This window comes from Niveispirillum sp. CC-CTL257 (assembly GCF_059489915.1).
Genome location: NZ_JCAJXE010000001.1, coordinates 2,706,634 through 2,732,236 on the forward strand (window position 1 = coordinate 2,706,634; position 25,603 = coordinate 2,732,236).

22 protein-coding genes and 1 tRNA gene are annotated in these 25,603 nt (G+C 66.7%); 13 read left to right on the top strand and 10 right to left on the bottom strand.

Annotated elements, in window-relative coordinates; genetic code table 11:
• Nucleotide 1: 1 nt before the first annotated feature.
• Nucleotides 2-1,324 (top strand): MFS transporter, encoded by a 1,323-nt coding sequence (locus ABC729_RS12720; RefSeq protein ID WP_495607929.1) that lies wholly within the window; start codon nt 2-4, stop codon nt 1,322-1,324.
• 108 nt (nt 1,325-1,432) lie between these two features.
• Here the strand turns inward: ABC729_RS12720 and ABC729_RS12725 are convergent, their stop codons facing one another.
• The 3 genes from ABC729_RS12725 to phoU form a co-directional block, all read right to left on the bottom strand.
• Nucleotides 1,433-2,203, bottom strand: coding sequence for a hypothetical protein (locus ABC729_RS12725; RefSeq protein WP_495607930.1), 771 nt, complete (start codon nt 2,201-2,203; stop codon nt 1,433-1,435).
• 113 nt (nt 2,204-2,316) lie between these two features.
• Nucleotides 2,317-2,802 carry a PAS domain-containing protein gene (locus ABC729_RS12730; protein WP_495607931.1) on the bottom strand — a complete coding sequence of 162 codons (486 nt, stop codon included), beginning with the start codon at nt 2,800-2,802 and terminating at the stop codon, nt 2,317-2,319.
• Nucleotides 2,803-2,913: 111 nt separating this feature from the next.
• On the bottom strand, nt 2,914-3,645 hold the full coding sequence (gene phoU / locus ABC729_RS12735) for a phosphate signaling complex protein PhoU (protein ID WP_495607932.1): 732 nt from the start codon (nt 3,643-3,645) through the stop codon (nt 2,914-2,916).
• Nucleotides 3,646-3,764: 119 nt separating this feature from the next.
• On the opposite strand from phoU, the gene ABC729_RS12740 reads away from it, so the two are divergent.
• The gene (locus ABC729_RS12740; protein ID WP_495607933.1) at nt 3,765-5,072 is read left to right on the top strand and encodes a pentapeptide repeat-containing protein; all 1,308 of its coding nucleotides are present in this window, start codon (nt 3,765-3,767) and stop codon (nt 5,070-5,072) included.
• A gap of 2 nt (nt 5,073-5,074) precedes the next feature.
• On the opposite strand, the gene ABC729_RS12745 is transcribed toward ABC729_RS12740, so the two are convergent.
• Nucleotides 5,075-5,683, bottom strand: coding sequence for an AAA family ATPase (locus ABC729_RS12745; protein WP_495607934.1), 609 nt, complete (start codon nt 5,681-5,683; stop codon nt 5,075-5,077).
• A gap of 52 nt (nt 5,684-5,735) precedes the next feature.
• On the opposite strand from ABC729_RS12745, the gene ABC729_RS12750 reads away from it, so the two are divergent.
• The 6 genes from ABC729_RS12750 to ABC729_RS12775 all read left to right on the top strand — a co-directional run bounded on the left by ABC729_RS12750 (nt 5,736) and on the right by ABC729_RS12775 (nt 13,018).
• Nucleotides 5,736-6,638, top strand: coding sequence for an ABC transporter substrate-binding protein (locus ABC729_RS12750; RefSeq protein ID WP_495607935.1), 903 nt, complete (start codon nt 5,736-5,738; stop codon nt 6,636-6,638).
• Complete coding sequence (locus tag ABC729_RS12755) at nt 6,635-7,621, top strand: FecCD family ABC transporter permease (RefSeq protein WP_495607936.1); 987 nt, start codon at nt 6,635-6,637, stop codon at nt 7,619-7,621. Before ABC729_RS12750 ends, ABC729_RS12755 begins: the two co-directional genes overlap by 4 nt.
• 55 nt (nt 7,622-7,676) lie before the next feature.
• Nucleotides 7,677-8,555 (top strand): N-carbamoylputrescine amidase, encoded by an 879-nt coding sequence (aguB, locus tag ABC729_RS12760; protein WP_495607937.1) that lies wholly within the window; start codon nt 7,677-7,679, stop codon nt 8,553-8,555.
• Between the two features lie 58 nt (nt 8,556-8,613).
• Nucleotides 8,614-11,568, top strand: a complete 2,955-nt coding sequence (locus ABC729_RS12765; protein ID WP_495607938.1) for an SLBB domain-containing protein — start codon at nt 8,614-8,616, stop codon at nt 11,566-11,568.
• Entirely contained in the window at nt 11,568-12,347 is a 780-nt protein-coding gene (locus ABC729_RS12770; RefSeq protein WP_495607939.1) for a glycosyltransferase, read from the top strand. Before ABC729_RS12765 ends, ABC729_RS12770 begins: the two co-directional genes overlap by 1 nt.
• Before the next feature lie 197 nt (nt 12,348-12,544).
• Nucleotides 12,545-13,018 carry a helix-turn-helix domain-containing protein gene (locus tag ABC729_RS12775; RefSeq protein WP_495607940.1) on the top strand — a complete coding sequence of 158 codons (474 nt, stop codon included), beginning with the start codon at nt 12,545-12,547 and terminating at the stop codon, nt 13,016-13,018.
• Here ABC729_RS12775 and ABC729_RS12780 read toward each other — a convergent pair.
• Genes ABC729_RS12780 through ABC729_RS12790 form a run of 3 tightly spaced genes read right to left on the bottom strand, consistent with a single transcriptional unit; the run spans nt 12,925 to nt 16,104 of the window.
• Nucleotides 12,925-13,911 (bottom strand): glycosyltransferase family 2 protein, encoded by a 987-nt coding sequence (locus ABC729_RS12780; RefSeq protein ID WP_495607941.1) that lies wholly within the window; start codon nt 13,909-13,911, stop codon nt 12,925-12,927. The genes ABC729_RS12775 and ABC729_RS12780 overlap by 94 nt on opposite strands.
• Complete coding sequence (locus tag ABC729_RS12785; protein WP_495607942.1) at nt 13,908-14,843, bottom strand: hypothetical protein; 936 nt, start codon at nt 14,841-14,843, stop codon at nt 13,908-13,910. Before ABC729_RS12785 ends, ABC729_RS12780 begins: the two co-directional genes overlap by 4 nt.
• A 40-nt stretch (nt 14,844-14,883) precedes the next feature.
• Complete coding sequence (locus ABC729_RS12790; RefSeq protein ID WP_495607943.1) at nt 14,884-16,104, bottom strand: hypothetical protein; 1,221 nt, start codon at nt 16,102-16,104, stop codon at nt 14,884-14,886.
• Nucleotides 16,105-16,197: 93 nt separating this feature from the next.
• Between ABC729_RS12790 and ABC729_RS12795 the strand changes: the two genes are divergently transcribed.
• Nucleotides 16,198-17,331, top strand: coding sequence for a succinylglutamate desuccinylase/aspartoacylase family protein (locus tag ABC729_RS12795; protein ID WP_495607944.1), 1,134 nt, complete (start codon nt 16,198-16,200; stop codon nt 17,329-17,331).
• A 141-nt stretch (nt 17,332-17,472) separates the two neighbouring features.
• Here ABC729_RS12795 and infC read toward each other — a convergent pair whose 3' ends face one another.
• From infC to ABC729_RS12810, 3 genes are all read right to left on the bottom strand, one after another.
• A complete protein-coding gene (gene infC / locus ABC729_RS12800) occupies nt 17,473-18,012 on the bottom strand; it encodes a translation initiation factor IF-3 (protein ID WP_495608677.1) in 540 nt (179 codons plus the stop codon).
• A 97-nt stretch (nt 18,013-18,109) separates the two neighbouring features.
• Nucleotides 18,110-20,101: a threonine--tRNA ligase gene (thrS, locus tag ABC729_RS12805; protein WP_495607945.1), complete on the bottom strand. Its 1,992-nt coding sequence runs from the start codon at nt 20,099-20,101 to the stop codon at nt 18,110-18,112.
• A 127-nt stretch (nt 20,102-20,228) separates the two neighbouring features.
• Complete coding sequence (locus ABC729_RS12810) at nt 20,229-21,245, bottom strand: porin (RefSeq protein WP_495607946.1); 1,017 nt, start codon at nt 21,243-21,245, stop codon at nt 20,229-20,231.
• Between the two features lie 132 nt (nt 21,246-21,377).
• Between ABC729_RS12810 and ABC729_RS12815 the strand changes: the two genes are divergently transcribed.
• From ABC729_RS12815 to ABC729_RS12830, 4 genes are all read left to right on the top strand, one after another.
• On the top strand, nt 21,378-22,073 hold the full coding sequence (locus ABC729_RS12815; RefSeq protein ID WP_495607947.1) for a YggS family pyridoxal phosphate-dependent enzyme: 696 nt from the start codon (nt 21,378-21,380) through the stop codon (nt 22,071-22,073).
• Nucleotides 22,066-22,671: a DUF4269 domain-containing protein gene (locus tag ABC729_RS12820; protein ID WP_495607948.1), complete on the top strand. Its 606-nt coding sequence runs from the start codon at nt 22,066-22,068 to the stop codon at nt 22,669-22,671. Before ABC729_RS12815 ends, ABC729_RS12820 begins: the two co-directional genes overlap by 8 nt.
• Nucleotides 22,672-22,726: 55 nt before the next feature.
• A tRNA-Ser gene (locus tag ABC729_RS12825) sits at nt 22,727-22,817 on the top strand.
• Between the two features lie 242 nt (nt 22,818-23,059).
• A complete protein-coding gene (locus tag ABC729_RS12830) occupies nt 23,060-25,333 on the top strand; it encodes a methyl-accepting chemotaxis protein (RefSeq protein WP_495607949.1) in 2,274 nt (757 codons plus the stop codon).
• The last annotated feature ends 270 nt before the right edge of the window (nt 25,334-25,603 follow it).

The window sequence follows — 25,603 nt, forward strand, 5'->3', positions numbered from 1 at the left end:
CATGGACGCAAAAAGCCTGCGCCCCTCCGCCGTCGCGGGCTGGTGCCTGTATGACTGGGCCATGTCGGCCTTCAATACCGTCATCGGCACCTTCGTCTTTTCGGTCTATTTCACCAAGGGCGTGTCGGCCAACCCCGATGCCGGCTCGGCGGACTGGGCCTTCATGCTGGGCCTGTCGGGGCTGATCATCGCCCTGCTCTCCCCCGTCCTGGGGGCCATTGCCGACCGGGGTGGGCGGATCAAGCCCTGGCTGGCGGTCTGCACCACCATCGCCGTGGGCGGGTCGGCCCTGCTCTGGCTGATCCGCCCCGATCCCGCCTATGCCCTGCCGGCCCTGATCCTGGTGGGCATCGCCAGCACGGCGTTCGAACTGTCCAACGTCTTCTATAATGCCCTGCTGCCCGTCATCACCCCGCGCGGCCATCTGGGCCGTGTGTCGGGCTGGGGCTGGGGGGTGGGTTATCTGGGCGGGCTGGTCTGTCTGGTTCTGTGTCTGGTGCTGCTGCTGCGCGCCGACCCGCCCCTGTTCGGCCTGATCGGCACGGAAGGGGCGGAACCGGTGCGCGCCACCTCCGTCCTGGTCGCCATCTGGTACGGGCTGTTTGCCCTGCCCTTGTTCCTGCTGGTGCCGGACCGGATGCCGGAAGCCGGGATCACGGCGGCACGGGCCGTGCGCGAAGGCTGGGCCAGCCTGAAGACCACCATCCGCGCCATGCCGGCCCATGCCAACACTTTGCGTTTTCTGATCGCCAGCGCGCTCTGGCGCGACGGGATCAACACCATCACGGCCTTTGGCGGCATCTATGCCGGCATCGTCTTCGGCATGGTGGAGGCGCAGTTGATCCTGTTCGCCATCGCCCTGAACGTGGCCGCCGGCCTGGGGGCCATCGGCTTCGCCTGGGCCGATGACCGGATCGGGGCCAAACCGACCCTGATCATCAGCCTGATCGGCCTGATCATCACCGGCACCTCCATGGTGCTGATCGGCACCGGCGCCTGGGCCTGGGCGCCAGCCTTGTCGCTACCGCTGGAATTCACGCCGGATCAGCAATGGCTGCTGTTGCTGGGCATGGGGCTGGGCATCTTCTTCGGCCCGGCACAGGCCGCCGCCCGCTCCATGATGGCCCGCATCTCCCCGCCGGGGCTGGAGACGGAATTTTTCGGCATCTATGCCCTGACGGGCCGCGCCGTCGGCGTGCTGGGTCCGCTGGCCTATGGTTTGGCGGTCACCGCCCTTGGCACGCAACGGGCCGGCATGGCGACCGTCATCCTGCTGTTCCTGCTGGGCCTTGGCCTGCTGCTGACGGTAAAGGAACGGCGATAGAACCGCTTCCGGCAACCGGAAGCGGTTCCGGCGGCGACTGCCGCCGCGCGGCCCATGCCGCGTAAGCCAAGCTGCGGATGCAGCGCCGGCGCTTGAGGAAAACGTTTGCTACTTCACCACATAGGGCTTGCCGGCGATGTCATACATCACGGCCCCCTGCGGCACGGAATTCAGGTTCACGCTGCGCCGCCCGCCCAGGCCCGGCTCACCGTTATAGTGCCAGAGATCATCGCTGTTCACATAGTAAACGGCACTGGTGCGGAAGGTGTAATAGCCTTCGCGCGCCACGGAGACGGTGAGGACCATTTCCGTATCCGTCTCCATCGGCTTGGATTTCAGCGCTTCCAGCCCGACCGCAGCGACACCCGCCGAAATGCCCCAGGGGAACTTGGCCAGATCGCCGCCCGACAGGTGCGAGGCCAGCCCCACGCCCGCCGCCAGCAGGGTCAGGGGGCCGGGGAACGGATCGGCCGCGATGCGCGGGCCGCTGCTCTTGACGGTCAGCACATCGATACCCACCGCCACCACGTCGGGCCGCGCATCGACGGAGACCAGATGCCCCTGCTGCACCAGCCGGGTTGTCACCGCTGACAGGAAGGCATCGGCAAACAAGGTATCGTCGCGCCGCATCATATAGACCTGCACCGGCACCTTCCTGCCCATCTGAAATTCCAGATGGGCGGAAATTGCCGAGGCGACGTCATCAGCCACCACCTGCCACTGCCCCGCCGATTGCAGCACCGGCTGCGGCTTCATGGGGATCGACACCGCCACCGGCCGCCCGGAACAGCCGGCCAGACCCAGGCAAAGCGCCATGGCCATGACGGATGCAAGGCTGTTGGCGGCAAGGCGGCGGCGGTAGGGGACGGTGCGGTTCATGGCGGTTCATCCGGCTGGTGCGGTGGCTTGCCGGAAAGAGAAGCAATCGCCGTGCCAGGACCAGAGTTGTCTTCGGTTACCCGGAAACAGCGCCGGCGATTGAGGCCATGTGCCTAGAACTCCCGCGCCCGCGTCGCGCCCAGCACACCCCAGAAGGAACCGTCGGGCCTGGCGACAGGCAGGGCCAGCGCCTCCACATCATGCAGGGCACCGTGTGACATCACCGACTGGTCGGCGGCGAACCGATGCGGGGTCTGCGCCTCGGCAACGGTGCCGAGCACGCGCAGGATGCGACCGAAAATGGGCTGGCGTGCAAACTCGATAATGGGGCGACCTGTCGGGTCGATGCCGTAATTGACCACCGTCTGCCGGCCAAACCCGCGCCCGATGAAATCCTTCGACCCGCCGCCCGGCCCTTGCTCCAGCCACCAGAGGTGATCGGCGGCCACGGCCTGCGCCGGGGGCAGCAGGTCCGCGATGGTGGGCATGGTCTGGCCCGGCATGATGGCCGCCTGCCAGGCATCGAACAGCAGGCGCAGGCAGGGATGGCGCAATGCCGCGCGATCCACCAGCGGTTCCAGGATGAATGCGTCACTCATTCGGCCACCGACTTCCCCATCGCGGCCCCAGCGCCCGATGAAGACTTGGGGCGTCCCCGCCCTTTTGCCAAGTCACCAAACTTGTCTAGGCGTGAAGTCGGAGGCAGGGTGTCAGGCCGGCATCACCGTCATGCCGCTGGTGTCGTCGCCCTTGGGCCTGTCGGCCTCCAGCTTCTGGCCCTGGACGCGGAAGCACAGGGTCTCCGCGATATTGGTGGCGTGATCGCCGATCCGTTCCAGGTTCTTGGCCGCGAACAGCAGATGGGTGCAGGCCGTGATGCGGGCCGGGCTTTCCATCATATAGGTCAGCAATTCGCGGAACAGCGCGGTATAGGCGCGGTCCACTTCCTCGTCCCGTTCGCGCACGGCCAGCGCGGTCTGGGCGTCATCTTCCTCGTAGGCCTTCATGACGGTGGACAGCATGTCGGCCACGGCCCGACCGATGGGCAGCATGGACCGGGCCAGCGACACTTCCGGCTGCGATTGCAGCACGAAGGAGCGTTTGGCGACATTGGCCGCGAAATCGCCGATTCGCTCCAGATTATTGGCGACACGCAGGGCGCCGATGACATCGCGCAGGTCATTGGCCTTGGGATGACGCAGGGCCAGCAGACGGACGGTCTGCGCCTCCACCTTGCGTTCCAACTCGTCCAGTTCCCCGTCCTTGGCCATGACCTGGCTGGCCAGATCGGTGTTGCGGTCGGTCATGGCCGTCACGGCATCCGTGATCTGCCGTTCCGCCAGCACGCCCATCTGCCGCACCAGATCGTGCAGGATGTTAAGCTGTTCGTCGAAGGCGGACACGATGTGCCGGGTGGGGATGGTGCTGGCTTTTCCGTCCACGGGAATGGCTCCGGCTTGGGCGATTGTATGAATTGTCAAGAAACCATCTAACACAAATGGCCGTTCCTGTGGCAGGTTCAAGAAAAGTTCATCTTTCTCCCAAATGGTTACCCCCCATCATGACGCCTCATGAACTGCTCGCCGTCATCGACAAGCATGAACGTTGGCTGAAACGGCTGACGGGCGGTGCCCGGGCCATGCTGGCGCTGGCCGACCTGCAGGGGCACAGCTTCTCCGGCGCTAATTTGCAGAATTCCAAGCTGTCGGGTGCCAACCTGTCCGATTGCGATTTCACGGCGGCCAATCTGACGGCGGCGGATCTGTTCGCGGCCCGGCTGTCGCGCGCCATCCTGGTGAACACCAACCTGACCAATGCCGACCTGCGCGGCGCACATCTGCGCGGGGCGCGGTTGAAATGCGCCATCCTGCGCGGGGCCGATCTGCGCGGCGGGGCGCTGCTGGACCGGCGCGCGCCGGGTAGCGTGAAGATGGAGCCGTCGGACCTGCGGGGGGCCGACATGGATGACGCCACGCTGTCCAACGCCAATCTGGCCGGGGCCGACCTGTCGGAATGTTCGCTGGTCGGGGCCGATTGTTCGGGCGCGCAGATGGCCGGCTGCAACATGGCGCGGTCGGTGATGAAAAGCGCCAATTTCGCCGGCTGCGACATGCGCGGCGTCAACCTGAACAGCGCCAACCTGATGGGTGCCAAGCTGCGCGACGTCAACCTGTCGGGCGCAGTCCTGTCGGGGGCCAATCTGCGCAATGCCGATTTGCAGGGGGCCAACCTGGAAGGGGTCGACCTGTCCAATGTCGATATGCTGGGGGCCAATTTCAGCCGGTCTGCTGAAACCTTCTCCGGCACCATTCAGCGCATCCTGACCCAGCATCAGGCCTGGATCACCAGCAATGGTGACAAGGGCGAACGCGCCGACCTGGAAGGCCAGGACTTGTCACATATCGACCTGAACGGGGCCAATTTGGGCGGGGCCAATCTGAAGGGTGTGAATTTTTCGGGTGCCAAACTGCGCGACTGTCTGTTCGTGATGGCCGATCTGGCAGGGGCGGCGCTGAATTTCGCCGATCTGACGGGGGCGACGCTGGACGGTGCCAATCTGCGGGGCAGCAACCTGTCGGGTGCCAAGCTGGACAATGCCAAGATTGGATCGGTGGAAATCAAGGGGCCGAACGGGCGCGGCACGGGCCGGAAATGGCCCGCCAACCTGTCCAACACCATCATCGTGCAGGCCAGCCTGACCCGTGCCTCCATGCGCGGCGTCAATCTGTCGGGTGCCGATCTGCGCGGGTCGGACCTGTCGGGTGCCAACCTGCTGGAAGCCAATATCCGGGGTGCCAATCTGGCCGACGCCATCACCACCGGTGCCACCATGCCGGCCCCCGATGATGACGACGATGATTTTAGCTGAGTTTAAGCACTCACCTTTTCCATGATCAGCGTCGCCGTCATCTCCGCGGGCACGCCGCCGCGCGTGAACAGCAGCCGTTCGGGGGCGACATAGAGCCGACACAGCCCCTCCACCACTGTCTGGAAATGCAGCTGCATCCAAGGGTTGGTGGAGCGGACCCCATCCGCCGCGATGGGCCGTTCGCCCCAGGGCAGCAGCACCACCAGATCATAATCGGCCATGGCACAGACGGCGCGGGCCAGCAGCGCCTCCGTCCCCGCCGGGTCATCCACGGCAAAGCCGTTGACCAGCCAGAAGGCGGCCATGTCCAGCGGCGTGCGGTCGGTGATCAGCCCGTCGCGTGCCCGCGCCAGGTCCAGCGCCAGATCGTCGGCATCGCCCGCAATCATGCGCCTGTGCCCGTCGCGCGACAGTGCGTGCGGGTCGAACCCGGCCAGAAGCCGGTCGCGCATCGCCTCCCGCCGCAGGGGCAGATGCAGCAGGCCCGATACCGTCGCGGCCAGGCTGGTCTTGCCTGTGCCCGCACTGCCGGTGATCCCGATGCGTGGCCGCCGTTCCTTCATCGACGCCTCCCCCCGCCTTGCCCGTTCCGTCGCGACCGCACTATGCATTATAAAGTCGCGCCCGCCGGTTCATCGGCGGTCCGGGTCCAAGGATAGCATCGTGCCAGCCAAGCCCGCCGCCAATCCCCGCGAAAGGCGGGGGTCCACCGGCCTTATCGTCTTCGGTCTGCTCTGTGTCGCCATGATGGCGGGCCTGTCGCCGATTGCGGCGAAAGCGGGGCCGGCGCGGGTGGTGTCGCTGAACCTCTGTACCGATCAGTTGGCCCTGGCGCTTCTGCCGCGTGACCGAATCGCCGCCCTGTCCTTTCTGGCCGCCGATCCCGGCCTGTCGGCCCTGTCGGGTCAGGTCGGGTCCATCCCCCTGGTGCAGGGCATGGCGGAAGAGGTTCTGCCGCTGAAGCCCGATCTGGTGCTGGTCGGCACCTATACCACCCGCCCCACCGTCGCCCTGCTGCGCGCCCGTGGTGTGGCGGTGATGGAGGTGGGGCTGGTCAATGATTTCGACGGCATCCGCGCGCAGATCCGCCAGGTGGCCGCCGCCCTGGATGTGGCGGACCGGGGTGAGGACCTGATCGCCCGCATGGATGCCACCCTGGCGGCGGCAGGCCCGGCGGCGGATGATACGCGCCGCCCGCGCGTGCTGTCGCTGGCCCCCGGCGCCTTCACCGCCGGGTCGGGTACCCTGTCCGATGCCGTGATGCGCGCGGCGGGCCTGACGAACTACGCCGCCGATAAGGGGCTCAACGGCTATGGCTATCTGCCGGTGGAGACCGTGGCCGCCGATCCGCCCAACCTGCTGATCGCCAATACCGATGAGAAGGGCCATCCCTCGCTCAACGGGCAGATGCTGACCCATCCGGCCCTGTCCCGTGCCGTTCCCGCCCATGCCCGGCCCACCGTGCCCGGCAAACTCTGGACCTGCGGCGGGCCGTTTACCGCCGATGCTGTCGCCCTGCTGGCCGCCGCCCGCGCAAGCGTGCTTTCAACCCAGGTTTCGCCATGACCCGTACTGTGCCCCTGCTGCTGTTCGCCGCCCTGATTCTGTTCTTCGCAACCTCGCTGGCCGTGGGGCCGGCGGCGGTGTCGCTGCCGTTGGCCATTGCGGAATGGTGGACCGGCGGGGACGGCACGGCGGTGGTGATCTTCGCCGATATCCGCCTGCCCCGCGCCCTGCTGGGGGCGGGGATCGGCGCTGTCCTGGGCCTGTCGGGGGCGGCGTTGCAGGGGCTGCTGCGCAACCCACTGGCCGAGCCCGGTGTCATCGGCGTGTCGGCCAGCGCCGGTTTGGGGGCCGTCATCGCCTTTTATTCCGGCGCCAGTCTGGTCTTCCCCCTGGCCCTGCCCCTGGGCGGGATGGCCGGTGCCCTGATCGCCGTCACCCTGCTTTATCTGCTGGCCGGACGGCAGGCGTCGGTCCTGACCCTGATCCTGGCCGGCGTGGCGATCAGCAGTCTGGCCGGTGCCTTGACGTCGCTGGCCCTGTCCCTGTCGCCCAATCCCTTTGCCCTGACGGAGATTGTGTTCTGGATGCTGGGGTCGCTGGCCGACCGGTCCATGAACCATGTCGCCGTCGCCGCCCCCTTCATGGGCGTGGGCGCTGTCCTGCTGCTGCTGTCGGGCCGGGGGCTGGATGCCCTGTCGCTGGGCGAGGGCACGGCGCAGTCGATGGGTTTCAACCCGCGCCGTACCGGTGTGCTGGTGATCCTGGGCACGGCCCTTTCCGTGGGGGCGGCGGTGGCGGTGGCGGGGGCCATCGGCTTCATCGGCCTGATCGTGCCGCACCTGTTGCGCCCGCTGGCCGGCGCGCAGCCGTCACGCCTGCTTCCGCTGTCGGCGCTGGGCGGGGCGGCCCTGCTGCTGGCGGCGGATACGGCCCTGCGCCTGGGCGGGCCGGGGCCAGAACTGAAACTGGGCGTCGTCACGGCCCTGCTGGGCGCGCCCTTCTTCCTGGCGCTGGTGCTGAAGACGCGCACAAGGGTCATGTGACCCGCAGCCCAAACTTGGCTATGCTGGAACCAACCGCACCGGAAGGATGGACAAGATGCGCAAGGTCAGTGTCGCCGCCACGCAGTTCGCGTGCAGCTGGGACCGCGATGCCAATATCGCCAAGGCAGAGGAGTTGGTCCGCCAGGCCCATGGACAGGGTGCCCAGATCATCCTGATCCAGGAACTGTTCGAGGCCCCCTATTTCTGTCAGGACCAGAAGCCGGAATATTTCGAACTGGCGGCCCCGGTGGAGAATAACCGCCTGATCCAGCATTTCCAGGCCCTGGCGAAGGAACTGTCGGTGGTGCTGCCGCTGTCCTTCTTCGAAAAGGCCAATACCGCGCACTATAATTCCCTGGTCACCATCGATGCCGACGGGTCGATCCTGGGCCTGTACCGGAAAAGCCATATTCCCGATGGGCCGGGCTATCAGGAAAAGTTCTATTTCAATCCCGGCGATACGGGTTTTCAGACCTATCAGACGCGCTACGCCCGCATCGGCACCGCCATCTGCTGGGATCAATGGTTCCCGGAGGCCGCGCGCGTCATGGCGCTGCAGGGGGCGGAACTGCTGTTCTACCCCACCGCCATCGGGTCGGAACCGCAGGATGACAGTCTGGACAGCCGCGATCACTGGCAGCGCGTGATGCAGGGCCATGCCGGTGCCAACCTGATGCCCGTCATCGCCAGCAACCGCATCGGGAAAGAGACGTTCCAGACGGGCAGCATCACCTTCTACGGTTCCTCCTTCATCACCGATTGCAAGGGGGCGAAGCTGGTGGAGGCGGACCGGAGTTCGGAAACGGTGCTGGTGCAGGAGTTTGACCTGGACGCCATTGCCCGGATCCGCGCCGGCTGGGGCGTGTTCCGCGACCGTCGCCCGGCGCTGTATGGCCCCATCCTGTCCCTGGATGGCAGCCTGCGCCACGGCTGAGCTATTCCCTTCATCTGAATATATGTGTAAATCATAAGTCCTACAGCCTTTAGGACTCATGATTACCCTTCGCCATATCACCGCGCTGCTTTTGCTGCTGTTTTTCACCGTCTGCGGGGTATCTGCCGCTGCGGTGGATACGGCCCCTGGCCGCGTGGAGGCGCTGTACAGCCAGCGCGCGGGTGAGGCGATGCGCCTGTTCGGGCGGGACCTGTTTGCCGGCCCCGCGCCCGATGACGGCCCCGCCCTGGGATCGGTGGGCGATGAGTATCGGCTGGGTCCTGGTGATGAGCTGTCGGTCCTGCTGCGCGGGCAGGTGTCGCGCAGCAGCCGGCACCGCATCGGTGCCGATGGTCTGCTGCTGGTGCAGGACCTACGCCCCATCGCGGCGGCGGGGCAGACGTTGGGGGCCGTGAAGGCGGAACTGGATGCCGCTGTCGCCGCCACCCATGTGCAGACCCAGGCCTTCGTTTCGGTCCTGTCGCTGCGCCGTGTCGGTGTGCTGGTGCTGGGTCAGGTGGCGCGGCCGGGACGGCAATCGCTTCCGGCCTATGCCACGGCGCTGGATGCGCTGCTGGCGGCGGGCGGTGTGCTGCCCGACGGGTCGCTGCGCGCCATCCGCCTGCTGCGGCCCGGTGGCGATCCCGTGACCGTCGATCTGTATGATCTGCTGGTCAGCGGGCAGGGGGCGGCGACGGACCTGCTGGTGGATGGGGCGCGGCTGGTGGTGCCGCCCCTGGGTCCGACGGTGGCCATTGCCGGTGCCGTGAAACGTCCCGGCATCTATGAATTGCCGCCCGACAGCGGATCGGTCACCGGCCCCGACGATACGGCGGACCTGCTGACCCTGGCCGGTGGGGCGCTGCGGCCAGGGCGCGACCGTTCCACCCTGCTGCGTCAGGGGCCGGACGGGGTGGAACGCCCGCAACCGGTCAGCCATGCCGATCCGCTTCGCCTGCGCGATGGCGACCTGCTGCTGCACACGCCCGATGGCGGTGGCCGGGCCGGCAGCGTCACCCTGTCGGGGGCCGTGGCCGAACCGGGCGAACGGCCCCTGGCCGATGGCATGCGGCTGGCCGATCTGGTCGACCGGACCATGCTGCCCCGCGATGCCTATCTGCCGCTGGCGGTGCTGCTGCGCCGGACCAGTGCCGGCGGCCCGCCGCAGATGCACGCACTGGACCTGTCCGACCTTCTGGCCGGGCGGGAAGGGGAACTGGCGCGCGATGGCGACCGGCTGGTGGTGCTGTCGGCCACTGACATCGCCTTCCTGCGCAGTCGTGCTGTCCTGTCGCTGCTGTCCGGGCAGCCGGCGGAGGATACAGAGTTAAGCGCCTGCGCCGGTCTGGCCGCCCTGGCTGCGGCCTTGTCCGCCGATCCTGATGGGCCGCTGGCCGCCGGTCCCCTGGCCCATGCCGCGACGGGCGTGGAAGGCCCGCCAACGCCCTGCCCGGCCCTGTTCCAGGCCGATGGCGATCTGCTGCCCTTCCTGCTGCACCAGTCGGTCTTCATGCGGCGCGGCAGCCTGCGCCCCGGCCCCTATCCCATCGCCGGCCCCACGGCACTGTCCAGCCTTGCCCCCCTGGCGGGCGGTGCCCATGCCGGCAAGGCCCAGGCCGCGCCCGGACAGGTGGCCGATCCCGATGGCGATGGCGTCCTGCTGTCCGGGCCGGTGCGTCAACCCGGCCTGCGCCCGCTGGGGGATGGGGGGCTGAGCCTGCGCGATCTGTTGTCCGGCCCCGGTGCGCCCCTGCCCGATGCCTATGGTTTGGCGGCCCTGCTGGAACGCGCCGATGCCGCCGGGGCCGGGCGGCGGCCCAGCCTGTTCGCCCCCGCTGATGTGGTGGAGGGGCGGTTCGACCTGCGCCTGCGCGATGGCGACCGCGTCACCCTGTTCCTGCGGGACGAGGTGATGCCCCCCGCCCCGCCCCCGACCCTGACAGAGGGACAGCCGCCCCCGCCCGATCCCCTGCCGCCCGCCATCCGCGCCCTGCTGTCGGAACGGGCGGTGGCCCTGCGCGGGGGCGTCATGCTGCCGGGTGAATATCCCGTGGCGGGACCGCTGCCCCTGGCTCTGCTGTTGCGCGCCAGTGGCGGGTTGAAGCCGGAGGGCGATCCGGGCCGGCTGGAACTGCTGCCCCCGCCCACCCCACCGCGCGGTGGCGAGGATGGCGATGTGCTGGGGGCTATGCCGCGCGCCCTGACGGGCGGGGTTACCGCCACCACCCTGATCCCGCCGGGTGCCGCCATCCGCGTGGGCCTGAAACAGCGGCCACAGGAACGGCGCGGCATCCTTCTGGCGGGGGAGGTGGCGGAACCCGGCACCTATGATCTGGCGCCTGGGGAGACCCTGTCCATGCTGCTGGCCCGCGCCGGCGGCCTGACGGAGGAGGCGTATCCCGCCGGCATCATCTTCACCCGCGAAAGTGCCCGGCTGGCCGAGGAGGAGGGGTTGCGCCGCAATGCCCGCGAACTGGACCGGCAATTGGGCCAGATGCTGGGCGGCAAGAACCCGCCCGACCCGGCGCGCGTGGAACTGGCCCGGCAACTGGCGGCGGAGCTGCGCAATGCGACCGCGCTGGGCCGTATCACGGTGGAGGCGAACCCCGCCGTGCTGGGCGAACGTCCCGAACTGGACATGCCGTTACAGCCGGGCGACCGCATCCATATCCCGCGCCGCCCCCTGACCGTGACGGTGTCGGGGGAGGTGCTGGCCCCGGCCTCCCTGCTGTTTGATCCCGACAAGAAGCCGGAAGATTACCTGCGGGAGGCAGGGGGCCTGACCCGGTTCGCCGATGATGACCGCATCTTCATCATCCATCCCAACGGGGCCGCCGAACCGCTGGAAAGCGGCTGGCTGATCCATCAGGTGCCGACATTGACGCCCGGTTCCATGATCGTGGTCCCGCGCGATGCCGAACCGTTCGAATGGCTGCCGCTGACCCAGAGCATCACGACGATCCTGAGCCAGATCGCCTTCAGCGCCGCCGCCATCGCGGCCATCAGCGACTGATGCCCCATTCCGCCCCGCTTCTGTCCATCATCACTGTCGTGCGGGATGATCCGGCGGGTCTGGCCGCCACCCGCGACAGTCTGGCGGCGCAGGATTGGCGCGGGTTTGAATGGCTGGTAGCCGATGGCGGGTCCGGCCCCGCCACATTGGCGGTGCTGGACACACCCGGCCCGATGCCCGACTGGCTCGACAGCCGGCCCGATGGCGGCCCCTTTGCCGGGATGGACAGGGCCATGGGGGTGGCGCGCGGTGACTATCTGCTGTTCTTGAATGCGGGCGACAGTCTGGCCGATGCGACCGTCCTGTCCGACCTGCTGCCCTGTTTCGACACCCGTCCCGACCTGCTCTATGGCGACAGTCTGGAGGATCCGGGCGACGGGCGGGTGCAGGTGAAACCGTCGCGGCATTGGCGCTGGGCCTTCTACGGTATGCCCGCGCATCACTGCGCCATCCTTTATCGGCGCACCCTGGTCGCGCGCCTGCGCCTGGACCGGGGATATCGCATCGCGGGCGATTATGCCTTCACCCTGGCCGCCCTGCGCCACAGCGTTTCTGTCACCCGCCTGCCACGCGTGATCGCCCGCTTCGCCCCCGGGGGCCTGTCGCGCAGGCAGGCAAAACGGGGCCGGGCGGAACAGTTTCATATCCGCCGCACCCTGCTTCAGCTTTCCCCGGTCGCCTGCACGGCCATTCTGCTGCTACAAATTGTCGCAACACAGCTTCGTATACTATCCCCAAGTGGGTATGCCTTCTGGCGATTTCGACCCCAAAAAGACTGAACGTTAATGTTGCAAAGTCCGTTAACGTCGCATTTACACAGCAAAATCAATAGTTAAGCGTTTCCTGTTTGAATACCACTATTAACCATTGGCCCAACCAATGGTCACAACCCACTACAACCGTCCGTATTGGAGTGGGGACGCGCGGCCTCTATATGTGGTGAAAGATCGCTGTCCGGTGCGAAGGAGTTCCAGAGATGCTTGAGAAGAGAAACCCGTCAAAGGTTGGGCTGGCCCAGGCCTATTCCCTGTCAAAGCGCGGTGAAGGCCCCAATCCCATCGATATTCATGTGGGTCAGCGCCTGCGCCTGCGCCGCACTCTGCTGGGTCTCAGCCAGGAAACCCTGGGCGAGGCGGTGGGCATCACCTTCCAGCAGCTTCAGAAGTATGAGCGCGGGGCCAACCGCATCAGCGCCAGCCGCCTGTTCAACCTGTCGCAGGTTCTGGGCGTGCCGGTCACCTTCTTCTTTGATGACCTGCCCTCTTCGGAATCCTCCCTGGTGCCGGATGAGCCCAGCGAGACCCAGGAATTCGAGAGCATGGCCCGGCGCGAGACGCTGGAACTGGTCCGCGCCTATTATCGCATCCCGGAGGATGCCGTGCGCCGCCGCACGTTCGAACTGGTGAAGACGCTGGCCGGTGACGGCGAGGACAGCGCCAAGGCCGATTGATCGGCCGGTTCTGACAACATCGCCCCGGATGGTTCCGACTGGCTGGCCGCCTCCCGCGCGGCCAGCCAGTCGCGTTTCAGGTCGATGGACCAGTAATAGAACAGGCGCGACAAGGCATGGTGCCAGCCGGCCTTACCATCCAGAAAACCCAGATGCCAGACATAGGCGTGCAGGAAGGCCAGCCAGGGCCGTCCCGGCAACCGCGCCATCAGGCGCTTGGCCCCGCGCCGCCATCCCCGCTCCCCGGCCAGAAGGGCCGGAAACGCCCCGCCGCCATGGGCCAGTTCGGCTTCCCAGTCCGAATAACGATTATGCCGGTCAAACCAGTCATAGGGCGGCTTCTCGTCGGCATGGATCATCATGGCCGACAGGCGGCCCAAAGGCCCGTCCACCATGGGCTGGTAATGGCCCTCCACCTCCCACATGCGGGTGACATGCAGGTCGGGGCAGACGGGGAACCGCGCCCGGCGGCGGTCCAGCAGGGCGATCTTGCGGTAAGGCGTACCATGGCGCAGCACCCGGCCCAGCCAAAGGGGCCGGCTGTCGATGAAATAGGCCGCCGCCTGCGGCCCCCGGCGCATCAGGTCCGCAATCTCTGCAACCAGGGGCGGCGTCACCCGTTCATCGGCATCGACGAACAGCACCCAGTCATGGCGCACGGCGGCATGGGACAGCGACCATTGTTTCTTTTTGGGATACATGCCGTTCCATCGGAAGGCGATCAGGTCGGCCCCCTTGGCGGCGGCGATGCCGGCGGTGGCGTCGCTGCTATGGCTGTCCACCACCAGGATCTGCGAGAATCGCGACAGGGGGGCCAGACAGGCCGCGATATTCGCCGCCTCGTTCCGGGTCATCACGATCACGGTCACGGGGATCGGGGGCGTTTCCGTCATAGCCCCCGCCGGTAACCGTGCCGCGCGGCGATGACGAACAGACCCAGCCCCAACCCGGCCAGCGCCCCCGCCGGGATCAGCGGCACGGGGTTGGGCCAGTCGGCCAGGGCAGCGGCAGCCGGCGGTTCCAGAAGGTCGGCGGCGTAGGGCAGGCCCACCTCCAGCATCATCAGCATCTCCTCCTGCTCCGTCACCATGCCGGACAGCAGGCGGGAACGGTCCAGATTGGCGATGCCGGTCAGCCGCCCATTCACATGCGCCATTTCCGCCCGCAACCGCCGTTCCGCCTCCGCCCGCAGATGCAGTTCCGTAGCGCCATGCAGGCGGGTCAGCAGCAGCAGCGCGAAATCCCGCTCCTCATGGCGATAGACCAACCGGCGCAGCGGCCCACCGCTGACCGATTCGATGGCCAGATATTTCTTGAGATGCCGTGACAGATCGACCGCATCGGGCGGCGACCAGACCGCGTGCCCCGCCAGCCAGCGCAACCCCCGCACCAGCATTGGCCCCAGCCCCGTCGGTGGTCGCCAGCGCCCCGCCTCCTTGTCCCAGGCATCCTCAAACAGGCGGCGCATCAGCTCCTGATCCTGGATCAGCTGTTCGGCCACGGGGACCGAGGTCAGCAAGGCCAGATAGCGGGAGAAATCGGATACCAACTCTTCCGCCGATCCCTGTTCGGCGATGCCGCGTCCGGCGGCGGGCGACAGGGCCGGGGCGCGCGGCCCCATGGCGGCAGGCCCGCTGCGCCCCGTCGGCCCTACCACCAGACTGGCCGTATAGTTCGGCGTGACCAGATGCAGCGCCAGAATGGTCAAGGCCAGCCCGGCCAGCGCGCACAGGCCCAGACGCCGCCATTGTCCCGCCAGGACGCGCAGCATCTCCCCCATGGCGGGGGGCGGCATGTCCAGCCGGCCGGCGACATTGTCGGGCATGGGTCAACGCCTACACTTGACTTCACCAGATGCGAGAATGTCAGATGACATCTTTCCCGTAAAGGCTGGCATGGGCGCGCCCGGCAACCAGAGAGAGGAGAAGCGAGAAGCACAGATACTTGAAACTGGTGTGCAGAAACGCCCCCAGCAGCAGCGAGGGGGCCACCGCCAGCAACAGCATCGGCATATCGCGTGCCGCCCGCACCGCCATGCCCGTCAGAAGCCCGGCCAGCAGCAGCACCAGCGCCAGCCCGATAGCCCCCAGTTTCAACAGGAAATAGCTGGTGGCACTGTGCGTATAGGATACGCGCCACCAGCCGACAGCTGGATTGGGCACCAGCGCGCCCCAGCCATCACCAATCAGGAAAGCCAGCGGGTCACGCCCAACCTGATCCAGCACCGCCACGAACTCATCCACCCGGTTGTTCAGGCCCACGCTTTCCGTCTTGTCGGCCAGCAGTTCCGCCACACCGGCAACCCGCGTGCCGACAAAGGCCAGCAACAGCAGAACCAGCAGCGATGTCGCGACAAACCAGAAGGGATGGCGCCACAGACGCACCCCCATGCCTGCCCCCAGCGCCAGCAGGGACAGGCCCAGCCCCGCCCGGTGCAGGGTGGCGGCCAGGGCCAGCAGACAGCACAGGCTGCCCAGCGCCGCCAGGGCCGCCTGCCCCTGTTCGGCCCAGCGCCGGGGCCGGGCGAGGAACCAGCCGGTGGCCCGCAGGCCCAGCCAGACGGCGGCGAACGGCACCAGCGCGCTGTTCAGCAGGTAATAGCGCCCTTCGCCCAGGGGGGAGGTGCCCAGGGCCGACAAGGCCATGCCGGCATCCCACCACCAGCGCAGGGTGAAGATCACCCCGGCCAGGGCGGCGGCATCGGCCAGCCGGTCGGCCCGTTCCACCGGCAGCCGGCTCAGCCGGGGGGCCAGCAGCAGCGGCAGGGCCAGGAACAGCATGGGCACGATATCGCGCATCATGTCCGTCAGACCCCAGCCATTCCACAGGCCCCGGATCATCCCCTGCCATAACAGCCAGACCAGGATGGCCGACCCCGCCGCCATCGCCACCGGCCCGCGCGCCAGCATATGGCCGGAAAAGAACCGCCAGGGTGTCGCCACCCCCACCATCAGGGCGATGCCGGCAAAGACCAGCATCTCCTGCGGGCGGATGCCCGGCGGGGCCGGGGCCGATGCCGCGCCATAGGCCAGGATGGACAGGGCGAAGGCCCAGAGCCGCCATTCCGTCCCCCCACCCACCCGCATCGCGCGATCCCACCCCCGGTTACACAACAATCCCATCATGCCACGGGAATGGCGCTGGACAAGAGGGGGTGGGCGGGATCAAAAATCGCGGCCATGACGCACCAGACCGACATCATCACCCTTCCCCATGGCCGCCCCGGCACCACGCGGCGCCTGACCATCCACCGTTTCGGCACGGGCAGCGGGCCAAAGGCCTATATCCAGGCCGGGCTGCATGCCGGTGAATTGCCGGGGCTGGTCGTGGCCCGCCATCTGCTGGATCATCTGATCCGGCTGGATGCACAGGGGCTGGTGACGGGACAGATCGTTCTGGTCCCCATGGCCAATCCCATCGGGCTGGATCAGGTGCTGCTGGGTGGGCATGTCGGGCGCTTTGAACTGGCCACGGGCGTCAATTTCAACCGCGCCTTCGCCGATCTGGGCGACCGGGTGGCCGATGGCCTGCGCCCCGGCGACCTGGGTCCCGACGCGGATGCCAACCGCCGCCTGCTGCAACAGGCGCTGGCCCGGGCGGCGGCGGCGTTGCAACCGCGCACGGAGGCCGACGCCCTGCGCAAGCTGCTGCTGTCGCACGCCGTCGATGCCGATTACGTGCTGGACCTGCATTGCGACAGCGAGGCGGTGATGCATCTTTATACCACGCCCGCCTGCTGGCCCCTGGGCGTGGCCGATCTGGCCGCACGCCTGGATGCCAGGGCCGTGTTCCTGGCTGAACAGTCCGGGGGTGAACCGTTTGACGAGGTCTGTTCCACCCCCTGGGACCGGCTGCGCGCCCGCCATGGGGGGCCGGACACGCCCATCCCCGTGGGCTGTTCCGCCGTCACGGTGGAATTGCGCGGGGAAACCGATGTCGATGACGGCATGGCCGCCGCCGATGCTGCCGCCCTGATCGACCATCTGGCCTGGCGCGGCATCATCAATGCCCCGGCCCCCGCCATGCCCGACCTGTCGGATCTGGCGACTCCGCTGGCCGGGGTGGACCGGGTGCGGGCCCCTGTGGGCGGCGTCGCCCTCTATCATGTCGCCCTGGGTGATCAGGTTCGGGCCGGCGATCCCGTCGCCACCATCCTGGACCCGGCCAGCGGTGAACGCCATGTCTGTCACGCCACCTCCGACGGTCTGGTCTGGTCGCGCACCCAATGCCGCTATGCCGGCCCTAACGATATCCTGCTCTGCATTGCGGGCCGCGATATGCTGGTGACATCGGGTCCGCTGCTGACGGCGTAAAGTCTACTTTTCTTCGTCATCCCGGCGAAAGCCGGGATGACGAGATCGGCCAACCATGCGTCGCCCCAACGAACCCGCAAATAAAAAGGCCGCACCCCAAGGGGATGCGGCCTTTTCCGTGATCACCTGCCGGCGGCTGCGTTAACGCGGCGCCAGGACCATGATCATCTGCTTGCCTTCCAGCTTCGGCATCTGTTCGACCTTGCCCAGATCGTCCAGCGCCTCGCGCACCTTGACCAGCACGTTCATGCCAATGTCCTGGTGGGCCATTTCGCGGCCACGGAAGCGCATGGTGACCTTGACCTTGTCGCCTTCTTCCAGGAAGCGGCGCATGGCCTTCATCTTGATCTCGTAATCATGCTCGTCGATGTTCGGACGCAGCTTGATTTCCTTGACCTCGATGATCTTCTGCTTCTTGCGGGCCTCGTTGGCCTTCTTCTGCGCCTCGTACTTGTACTTGCCATAGTCGAGGATTTTGCAGACGGGCGGATCAGCGTTGGGGCTGACCTCGACAAGGTCAAGCCCAGCCTCTTCCGCGGCGTACAGGGCGTCGCGCAGGCTGACGACACCGACCATCTCGCCATTGGCATCGACCAGACGGACGGAGCGCACATTGATTTCGCGGTTGATGCGGGGACCGTCGCGTTGCGGTTCACGGTCCTGGGTTGTAGGCCTGGCTATGGAAACTTCTCCTGTTTTCCTGGGACGGCCGCCCGGCAGGCAGCTTTGGGTGCCGAAGGGCGGGCGGCGCGTCCGTTACATTGTTGGTTAGGGACTTTTAGAACGCAGAATCGGTTGAGGGAGCGTCCGCGGGCGGACGCGCCTCTTCCGACAGATTAGCAATGGCGGCGTCAAGGGCAAGGATTTCCTGCGCATTGGAGCCAAGACGGCGCATAGCGACCGTCCCCTGCTCCGCCTCACGGGCACCCACGACCAGCATGACCGGCACCTTTTGGAGCGAATGTTCGCGGACCTTCAGGTTGATCTTCTCGTTCCGGACGTCCAGTTCGACCCGCAGACCGGCCCGGCGCAGCTTGGCCGCCACCTGTTCGGCATAGGCATCGGCGTCCGATACGATGGTGGCCACGGTGACCTGGGTGGGCGCCAGCCAGAGCGGGAACTTGCCGGCATAATGTTCGATCATCATGCCGATGAAGCGCTCCAGACTGCCCAGGATGGCCCGGTGCAGCATGACAGGGCGATGCTTGGCACCATCCTGGCCGATATAGCTGGCGTCCAGACGTTCCGGCAGCTGGAAGTCCAGCTGCAAGGTGCCGCACTGCCACGACCGGCCAATGGCGTCGGTCAGGTGGAATTCCACCTTGGGGCCATAGAAGGCACCCTCGCCGGGCAGCTCCTCGAACTCCAGACTATTGGCGCGCAGCGCCACGCGCAGGCTTTCTTCCGCCTTGTCCCAGGTGGCATCGTCACCCAGACGGTTATCGGGGCGCAGGGCCAACTTCACGGCGATCTTGTCAAAGCCCAGGTCCTTATAGACACCCAGCTGCAACGCGAAATATTCCTTCGCCTCGCTGCCGACCTGATCCTCGGTGCAGAAGATATGCGCGTCATCCTGGGTGAAATTGCGCACGCGCAGGATACCGTGCAGGGCGCCCGACGGTTCGTTGCGGTGGCAATTGCCAAACTCGGCCATGCGCAGCGGCAGGTCGCGGTAGCTCTTCAGGCCCTGGCGGAAAATCTGCACATGGGCGGGGCAGTTCATGGGCTTCACGCCCAGATACTTCTCCACCCCATCCTCGGTCACGGACTCGCGGACCTTGAACATGTTGTCGCCATACAGGTCCCAATGGCCCGACGCCTTGAACAGGCTCGAATCATAAAGCTGCGGCGTGCGCACCTCGACATAGCCGGCGGTGACCAGCTTGGCGCGGATGTAATTTTCAAGGCTCCGGTACAAAGCCCAGCCCTTGGGGTGCCAGAACACCGACCCCGTGGCCTCTTCCTGCACATGGAACAGGTCCATTTCGCGGCCCAGCTTGCGATGGTCGCGCTTTTCGGCCTCTTCGATCTGGTGCAGATGGTCCGCCAGTTCCTTTTCAGTGCGCCAGGCCGTGCCATAGATACGCTGCAACATGGCGTTCTTGGCGTCGCCGCGCCAATAGGCACCGGCCACCTTCATCAGCTTGAAGGCATGACCGACCCGGCCCGTGCTGGGCAGGTGGGGCCCGCGGCACAGGTCGTACCACTTGCCCTGGCGATAGATGGTGATGGTTTCGGACGCCGGCAGATCCTCAATGATCTGGGCCTTGTACTTCTCGCCGATGGACTTGAAATGCTCAATCGCCTCGGTCCGGTCCCATTCCTCGCGCGTGAAGGGGCGGTTTTCGTCCACGATCTCGTGCATGCGCTTTTCGATCTTCACCAGATCGTCGGGCGTGAACGGCGTGTCGCGCGCGAAGTCATAGTAAAAGCCCGTGGCAATGGCCGGGCCGATCGTCACCTGCGTGCCGGGATACAGCTCCTGCACCGCTTCGGCCATGATATGCGCGGCATCGTGCCGGATCAGCTCCAGCGCGTCGGCCTCGTTCTTGTCCGTGATGATGGCCAGATTGCAATCGGCCTGCAGCGGCAGGGCCAAATCACGGACAACGCCGTCAATCTTCACGGCCAGGGCGGCCTTGGCGAGCGACTTGGCGATGGAGGCGGCCACGTCGGCCCCGGTAGTGCCCTGCGCATAGGTCCGCACGCTGCCATCGGGCAGCGTAATGGCAACCTGGGCGCTGGAAACGGGCACTTCAGCCGAAGACATGGCTATTCCCCTGATAGGAGTTGGAAAACAGATGGACCGCGACTTTTGACCGGCAGACACCTGCCGGTCAAGCGCGGGAGATGGGCGAATTTCACATGGAAGGGAAGGGGTTTCGGTAGGTGGGGGTTTAAAACCGCGCCTCAACCCCCAACGTCCCCACCCAGCCCCTGCGCCCGCCCTCATAGCGGACGGCATCCAGGCTCAGGCTGGTTTCATCCAGGATACGCCAGGACAGGCCCGCGCCATAGGCATCATAATCCCGGCTGATATCCTGGCTGACCCCCTGCCACCACAGGGCCGCACCATAGGGGCCGTTCTCATAAGACGCCATCAGGGTGGTGCTGGTGGCGTCATCGCCCTTCAACCGGCCGCTGTCCCCATCATCGACGAACACAACACCGCCAGAGAACCCGCCATACAGCGCCAGCGCCGCCAGTTTCAGGCTTTGCGTATCGCCCAGCAACGGGTTGCGGCTCTGCGCCGTCACATATCCCGCCGCCAACTCATAGGACACGGCCTCGACGTCACCCTGATAATTCAGACCGATTTCCCAGAGATCGCGATCCAGCCGGCCCGGCGTCTCGTCGGCGATATCTTCCACCAGACTGTCGCGCTTGGGCGCATAGGACAGACCCAGGCGCAGCCCCATGACGCGCGGCGTTTCATACAGGATCTTGCTGGCATCATCGCTGTCGCGGCCCAGATGGTCGATGGGCGGGGCCGTGCCCGCGATGCCGGTCCACAGCCCGTCCATCTGCCCGCCCGCCAGCAGCGGCAGCATATCCACCGCCCGCTTGGCGGCCCCGTCCTCATCACCGATGCGCAGCCGGCCCCAGGCTGAATTGACGGTTAGGAAGACCTCATTCACCGTCAACTGGTCGTTGCGCCCCGGCCGGTCCAGGCTTTTCTGGTAATCGCCCGATCCCACAGTGGCGGTCAGCGACAAGCCAAGCCCGCTATCGGTGGTAACCGTCCCCTCCCCCGTCGCGGCATAGGCGCCGAAAAGGTCATGCCCCTCGCCGGAGCGCACGACGGCCCCCTGGCCCACCCCGCGCCCCGTGAACTCCACCGTTTCACCGGCGGCGGGGAACGCGGCCAACAAGCTGACGGCGGCGGTGCGGATGGCGCGGGACAGGCGGGGCAAGATCACATCCATATCGGCGATGGCGCACGGCCACGGGATTGACGGGGCGGACAGGAAGGGCTTTACGTGCGTGATGGGGCGAAAACAAGGCCGATGGCCCCCCTGCCCCGGTAATTGCACGAGAAGCCAACCATGACCGATCCCGCCAACGATGTGGCCGCCAACCTGGCCGAGATCAAGGCCCGCATCGACAAAGCCGCATTGGATGCCGGCCGCCCCGCTGGTGCTGCCCGCCTGATCGCAGTGTCCAAGGTGCAGCCCGTGGAAAAGCTTGAAGCAGCGCTGGCCGCCGGCCACCGCCTGTTCGGGGAGAACCGGGTGCAGGAGGCGAAAGCCAAGTTCCCGGAGGCGCGTGAACGCTATCCCGATCTCGAACTGCACCTGATCGGCCCCTTGCAGACCAACAAGGTCAAGGAAGCCGTCGCACTGTTCGACGTGATCCAGACCCTGGACCGCCCGAAACTGGCCGCCGCCCTGGCCGACGAAGGGCGCAAACAGGGCCGCCTACCCCGCCTGTTCGTGGAGGTCAATGTGGGGGCCGAGCCGCAGAAGGCCGGCATTGCGCCCGCCGACCTGGCCGCCTTCCTGGCTGAATGCCGCGATGTTCATGGCCTCACCATTGACGGCCTGATGTGCATACCGCCCGCCGATAAAGAGCCGGCCCCCTTCTTCGCCCTGCTGTCCGATCTGGCCCAACGTCACGGCCTTCGCGAGGTATCGATGGGCATGAGCGGGGATTACGAGTTGGCGGTGCGCCTGGGTGCCAGTTTCGTGCGCGTCGGCACCGCCATTTTCGGCGAACGGATCAAACCGGCCCCCCATGCCTGAGGTGCCCCTCGGCCCCCTGCCCGATTTCCGCGACTGGTCCTTTCTGGCGCATGGCAGCGTGGATCAGCGCCGGGCCTTCGCGGTCCTGTCGCATCACCGCCCGTTTGACCGGCTGGCCGGTACCGATTATGCGCTGGCCGGCACCTTCCCCATCGACATTGCCATCGACGGTTCCGACCTCGACATCCTGGTCGCCGCCGACCCCACCGGCTTCGCCCCCACGCTTGACGCCGGATTCGGTGGGCAGGCGGGTTATGCGCGCCGGATGATCCGCGTCACCGACGGCCCCGCCCTGGTCGCCAGCTTCACGCTGGATGGCCTGCCCGTCGAAATCTTCGTGCAGGATATGCCCGTGGAGCGGCAGATGGGCTGGCGGCATATGCTGGTGGAGGCGCGGCTGCTGTCGCTGGCACCTTCCCTGCGCGCGCCCATCCGCGCCCTGAAAGCCGCCGGCACCAAGACCGAACCCGCCTTCGCGCAACTCCTGGGGTTGCAAGGGGACCCCTATCTGGCGGTGCTGGCGCTGGAGGGGCAAAGCGACGCCGCCCTGCATGACCTGCTGTCCCAACGCCGGTCCGCCATGCCGAAACAGGGGTGATTAAAAAGCTTGCGGGATCGGATCGACCTCATTATGTTCCGCGCCCATCCAGTGCGGAGGGGTGGCCGAGTGGTTGAAGGCGCTCGCCTGGAAAGCGGGTATACGTCAAAAGCGTATCGTGAGTTCGAATCTCATCCCCTCCGCCATTTTCCAAAAGAAAATGCGCATCACCGGTCCCGACGGAACCGTTAAGCCTCTCGCCTCTGGGAGCGCGGTGATTGTACCGGCCATCTGCGCCTGACAACCAAGACGCTAATCTGCATTACTGGACCGCCGGACAAGGCATCCAAAGGACAGCCGCCATTTCCCGTATTCCGGCTGACACAAATCCCAGCTAGACTCTTTGGAAACGCACCAAAGACCGCCCGGCTCCAACGGGCAGGCCGCCATGACGTTCGCTGTCCTTGCCCGTGCCGATCGGAGAGTCCTGACGATGCTGCGTGATTTGCCCATTACCCCGAAGCTGGGTCTTGCGTCGCTGCTGTTCATTGTGCCCGTGGCCTTCCTGCTCTGGGCGCTGGTTGCCAAGCAGGGTGAGGCCATCAGCTTTGCCGAGAAGGAACAGCAGGGAACACTCTATCTGCGCGGTCTGGCCCAGGTGCAGATGACGCTTTCCAAGGCGGAAATCGCCGGCAGCAGCGTCGATGGCAAGGCGCTGGCCGATCAGGTCAAGAAGCTGGACAGCCTTTATGGCGACGGGATGGAGGCAGCGTCCCAGGTCAAGGACACCGTGGCCGCCCTGGGTGCGGGCACGGCGACGGGCACGGCCCGCACCGCCCTGCGCGCCCTGATCACGCGGGTGGGTGACAAGTCCAACCTGATCCTGGACCCTGATCTGGACAGCTACTACGTCATGGATCTGGCGCTGATCAAGCTGCCGGACCTGCTGGATCAGACCAGCGCCATGTACAGCCTGACCCACAAGCTCTACGCCGATGGCAGCGTCAGCGCGGAGGAAAAGGTCGATCTCTATGTCTCGCTGGGCGGGTTGAAGGCTGTGGCCGACGGGTCGGGCAATTCGGTGAAGGCCGCCATCGATGCCAGCACCGATGGCAGCGTCGCCAAGGCCCTGACCAAGGCCGACGCCGATGTCCAGGCCGCCTTCAAGACCCTGCTGACCCAGGCGGAGGCCCAGGCCCTGGACATCACGGCCACCAACACAGCACTGGCCCGCATCGACGCGCTTTATGCCGCCGGCTCCGCCGACCTGTCGCGCCTGCTGGATGCGCGTATCGGCCGGTTCCATCAGGAACAGATCATCACGCTGGCCGTCACGGCCCTGCTGTTCGCCATCGCGGCGGGTGCCGTGCTGTTCGTGGTCCTGCGCTACATCATCGCGCCCTTGGGACACCTGACCCGCTCCATGGGGCAGCTGGCCGATGGCGACCTGTCGGTGGAGGTGGCCTTCGCCGAACAGCGGGATGAGGTGGGGGCCCTGGCCCGAGCCATGGCCGTGTTCAAGGCCAATGCGCTGCGCAACCGCGAGCTGGAAGAGGCGCAGCAGCGCGAGCAGGAAGCCCGCGCCCGGCGTCAGGCCTCGCTGGAGGAACTGGTGCGCGACTTCCAGATGGCGGTCAGCGGGCAGCTGCGCACCTTCGCCAGCGCCTCGACCGAGTTGGAGGCGACGGCCCGCAACCTGTCCCATCAGGCGGACGAGACCACCAACCGCACCGGCATCGCGGGCCAAAGCGCCGACCGCGCCACCCAGAACGCCCAGACCGTCGCCGCCGCGACCGAGGAACTGGCCGCGTCCAGCGCAGAGATCGGGGCACAGATCGAACGCACCTCGCTGACCACCAAGGACGCGGTGGCAGAGGCGGACAAGGCGCGCGGCGTGGTGGATGAGCTGGCCAGCGTCGTGGACGGCGTCGGTGCCGTGGTTGATTTCATCCACGCCATCGCGGCCCAGACCAACCTGCTGGCGCTCAACGCCACCATCGAGGCGGCCCGCGCCGGAGAGGCCGGCAAGGGCTTCGCCGTGGTCGCGTCAGAGGTGAAGAACCTGGCCAGCCAGACGGCCAAGGCCACGGACGAGATCCAGGAAAAGGTCAATGCCGTGAAGGGGGCCGCCGGTCATGCCGTGGGCATCATCTCCACCATCGCCCGCATCATCGGGGAGGTGGATGGCAATTCCGGTGCCATCGCATCCGCCGTCACCGAACAGGGTGCCGCCACGGACGAGATTGCCCGCAACGTGACAGAGGCCGCCGACCGCACCCGTGAGGTGACGGAAAGCCTGGGTGGCGTCCGCGAAAGTGCCGAATTCACCAAGGTCGCCTCCACCCAGCTTCTGGCCGCCGCCGGCGACCTGTCGCTGCAATCCGAACGGCTGCGCGCCGATGTGGAGGAATTCCTCTGCGCCATGCAGAAGGCCGGCGAACGCCGTCAGTTCGAACGCCGCCCCTGCACCCTGCGCGGTGAGCTGACGGCCCATGGCCTGCGCGGCAAGACCGAGCGGTTCGATGTCACCCTGACCGATATCGGCCTCGGCGGCTGCGCCCTGACCGGTGCCTCCGTGCCGGCAGGCTCAGAGGTCGAACTGCGCCTGTCCGGCCAGTCCCTGCCCGGCCGCGTGATCCAACAGGAAGGCGACCGCCTGCGCCTGCAATTCCGCCTGAACGATCAGACCAGCGACACGGTGGAACGGCTGCTGGCGGCGTGAGGGGGGGGTGCCGGCCCGACCATCCTCCCCTTCCCGCATCCCTTCCCTCGTCATCCCGGCGAAAGCCGGGACCCAGGGGCCAAACGCCCGACGCTGGGTTACTGGAACGCGGTGGCGAGGATTCTCGTTGCTACCGGACCTCTGTTTGATGGGCAGGTAGTAGCGAAAGCGGCATTGTCCGGTTTGCACCCCGGAGCGGACACTCGCCGAACGTAAACGAAGGTTCTTGCCGTTGCCATTTCGCAGTAGCTTCCTCTCGTTGTAGATCGA

Excerpts from the sequence above, each read along its gene's own strand:
- ABC729_RS12720 (WP_495607929.1), top strand. The coding sequence starts at position 2 with ATGGACGCAAAAAGCCTGCGCCCCTCCGCCGTCGCGGGCTGGTGCCTG.
- ABC729_RS12725 (WP_495607930.1), bottom strand. The coding sequence starts at position 2,203 with ATGAACCGCACCGTCCCCTACCGCCGCCGCCTTGCCGCCAACAGCCTT.
- ABC729_RS12730 (WP_495607931.1), bottom strand. The coding sequence starts at position 2,802 with ATGAGTGACGCATTCATCCTGGAACCGCTGGTGGATCGCGCGGCATTG.
- ABC729_RS12740 (WP_495607933.1), top strand. The coding sequence starts at position 3,765 with ATGACGCCTCATGAACTGCTCGCCGTCATCGACAAGCATGAACGTTGG.
- ABC729_RS12745 (WP_495607934.1), bottom strand. The coding sequence starts at position 5,683 with ATGCATAGTGCGGTCGCGACGGAACGGGCAAGGCGGGGGGAGGCGTCG.
- ABC729_RS12755 (WP_495607936.1), top strand. The coding sequence starts at position 6,635 with ATGACCCGTACTGTGCCCCTGCTGCTGTTCGCCGCCCTGATTCTGTTC.
- aguB (WP_495607937.1), top strand. The coding sequence starts at position 7,677 with ATGCGCAAGGTCAGTGTCGCCGCCACGCAGTTCGCGTGCAGCTGGGAC.
- ABC729_RS12765 (WP_495607938.1), top strand. The coding sequence starts at position 8,614 with ATGATTACCCTTCGCCATATCACCGCGCTGCTTTTGCTGCTGTTTTTC.
- ABC729_RS12770 (WP_495607939.1), top strand. The coding sequence starts at position 11,568 with ATGCCCCATTCCGCCCCGCTTCTGTCCATCATCACTGTCGTGCGGGAT.
- ABC729_RS12775 (WP_495607940.1), top strand. The coding sequence starts at position 12,545 with ATGCTTGAGAAGAGAAACCCGTCAAAGGTTGGGCTGGCCCAGGCCTAT.
- ABC729_RS12780 (WP_495607941.1), bottom strand. The coding sequence starts at position 13,911 with ATGACGGAAACGCCCCCGATCCCCGTGACCGTGATCGTGATGACCCGG.
- ABC729_RS12785 (WP_495607942.1), bottom strand. The coding sequence starts at position 14,843 with ATGCCCGACAATGTCGCCGGCCGGCTGGACATGCCGCCCCCCGCCATG.
- ABC729_RS12790 (WP_495607943.1), bottom strand. The coding sequence starts at position 16,104 with ATGCGGGTGGGTGGGGGGACGGAATGGCGGCTCTGGGCCTTCGCCCTG.
- ABC729_RS12795 (WP_495607944.1), top strand. The coding sequence starts at position 16,198 with ATGACGCACCAGACCGACATCATCACCCTTCCCCATGGCCGCCCCGGC.
- thrS (WP_495607945.1), bottom strand. The coding sequence starts at position 20,101 with ATGTCTTCGGCTGAAGTGCCCGTTTCCAGCGCCCAGGTTGCCATTACG.
- ABC729_RS12815 (WP_495607947.1), top strand. The coding sequence starts at position 21,378 with ATGACCGATCCCGCCAACGATGTGGCCGCCAACCTGGCCGAGATCAAG.
- ABC729_RS12820 (WP_495607948.1), top strand. The coding sequence starts at position 22,066 with ATGCCTGAGGTGCCCCTCGGCCCCCTGCCCGATTTCCGCGACTGGTCC.
- ABC729_RS12830 (WP_495607949.1), top strand. The coding sequence starts at position 23,060 with ATGACGTTCGCTGTCCTTGCCCGTGCCGATCGGAGAGTCCTGACGATG.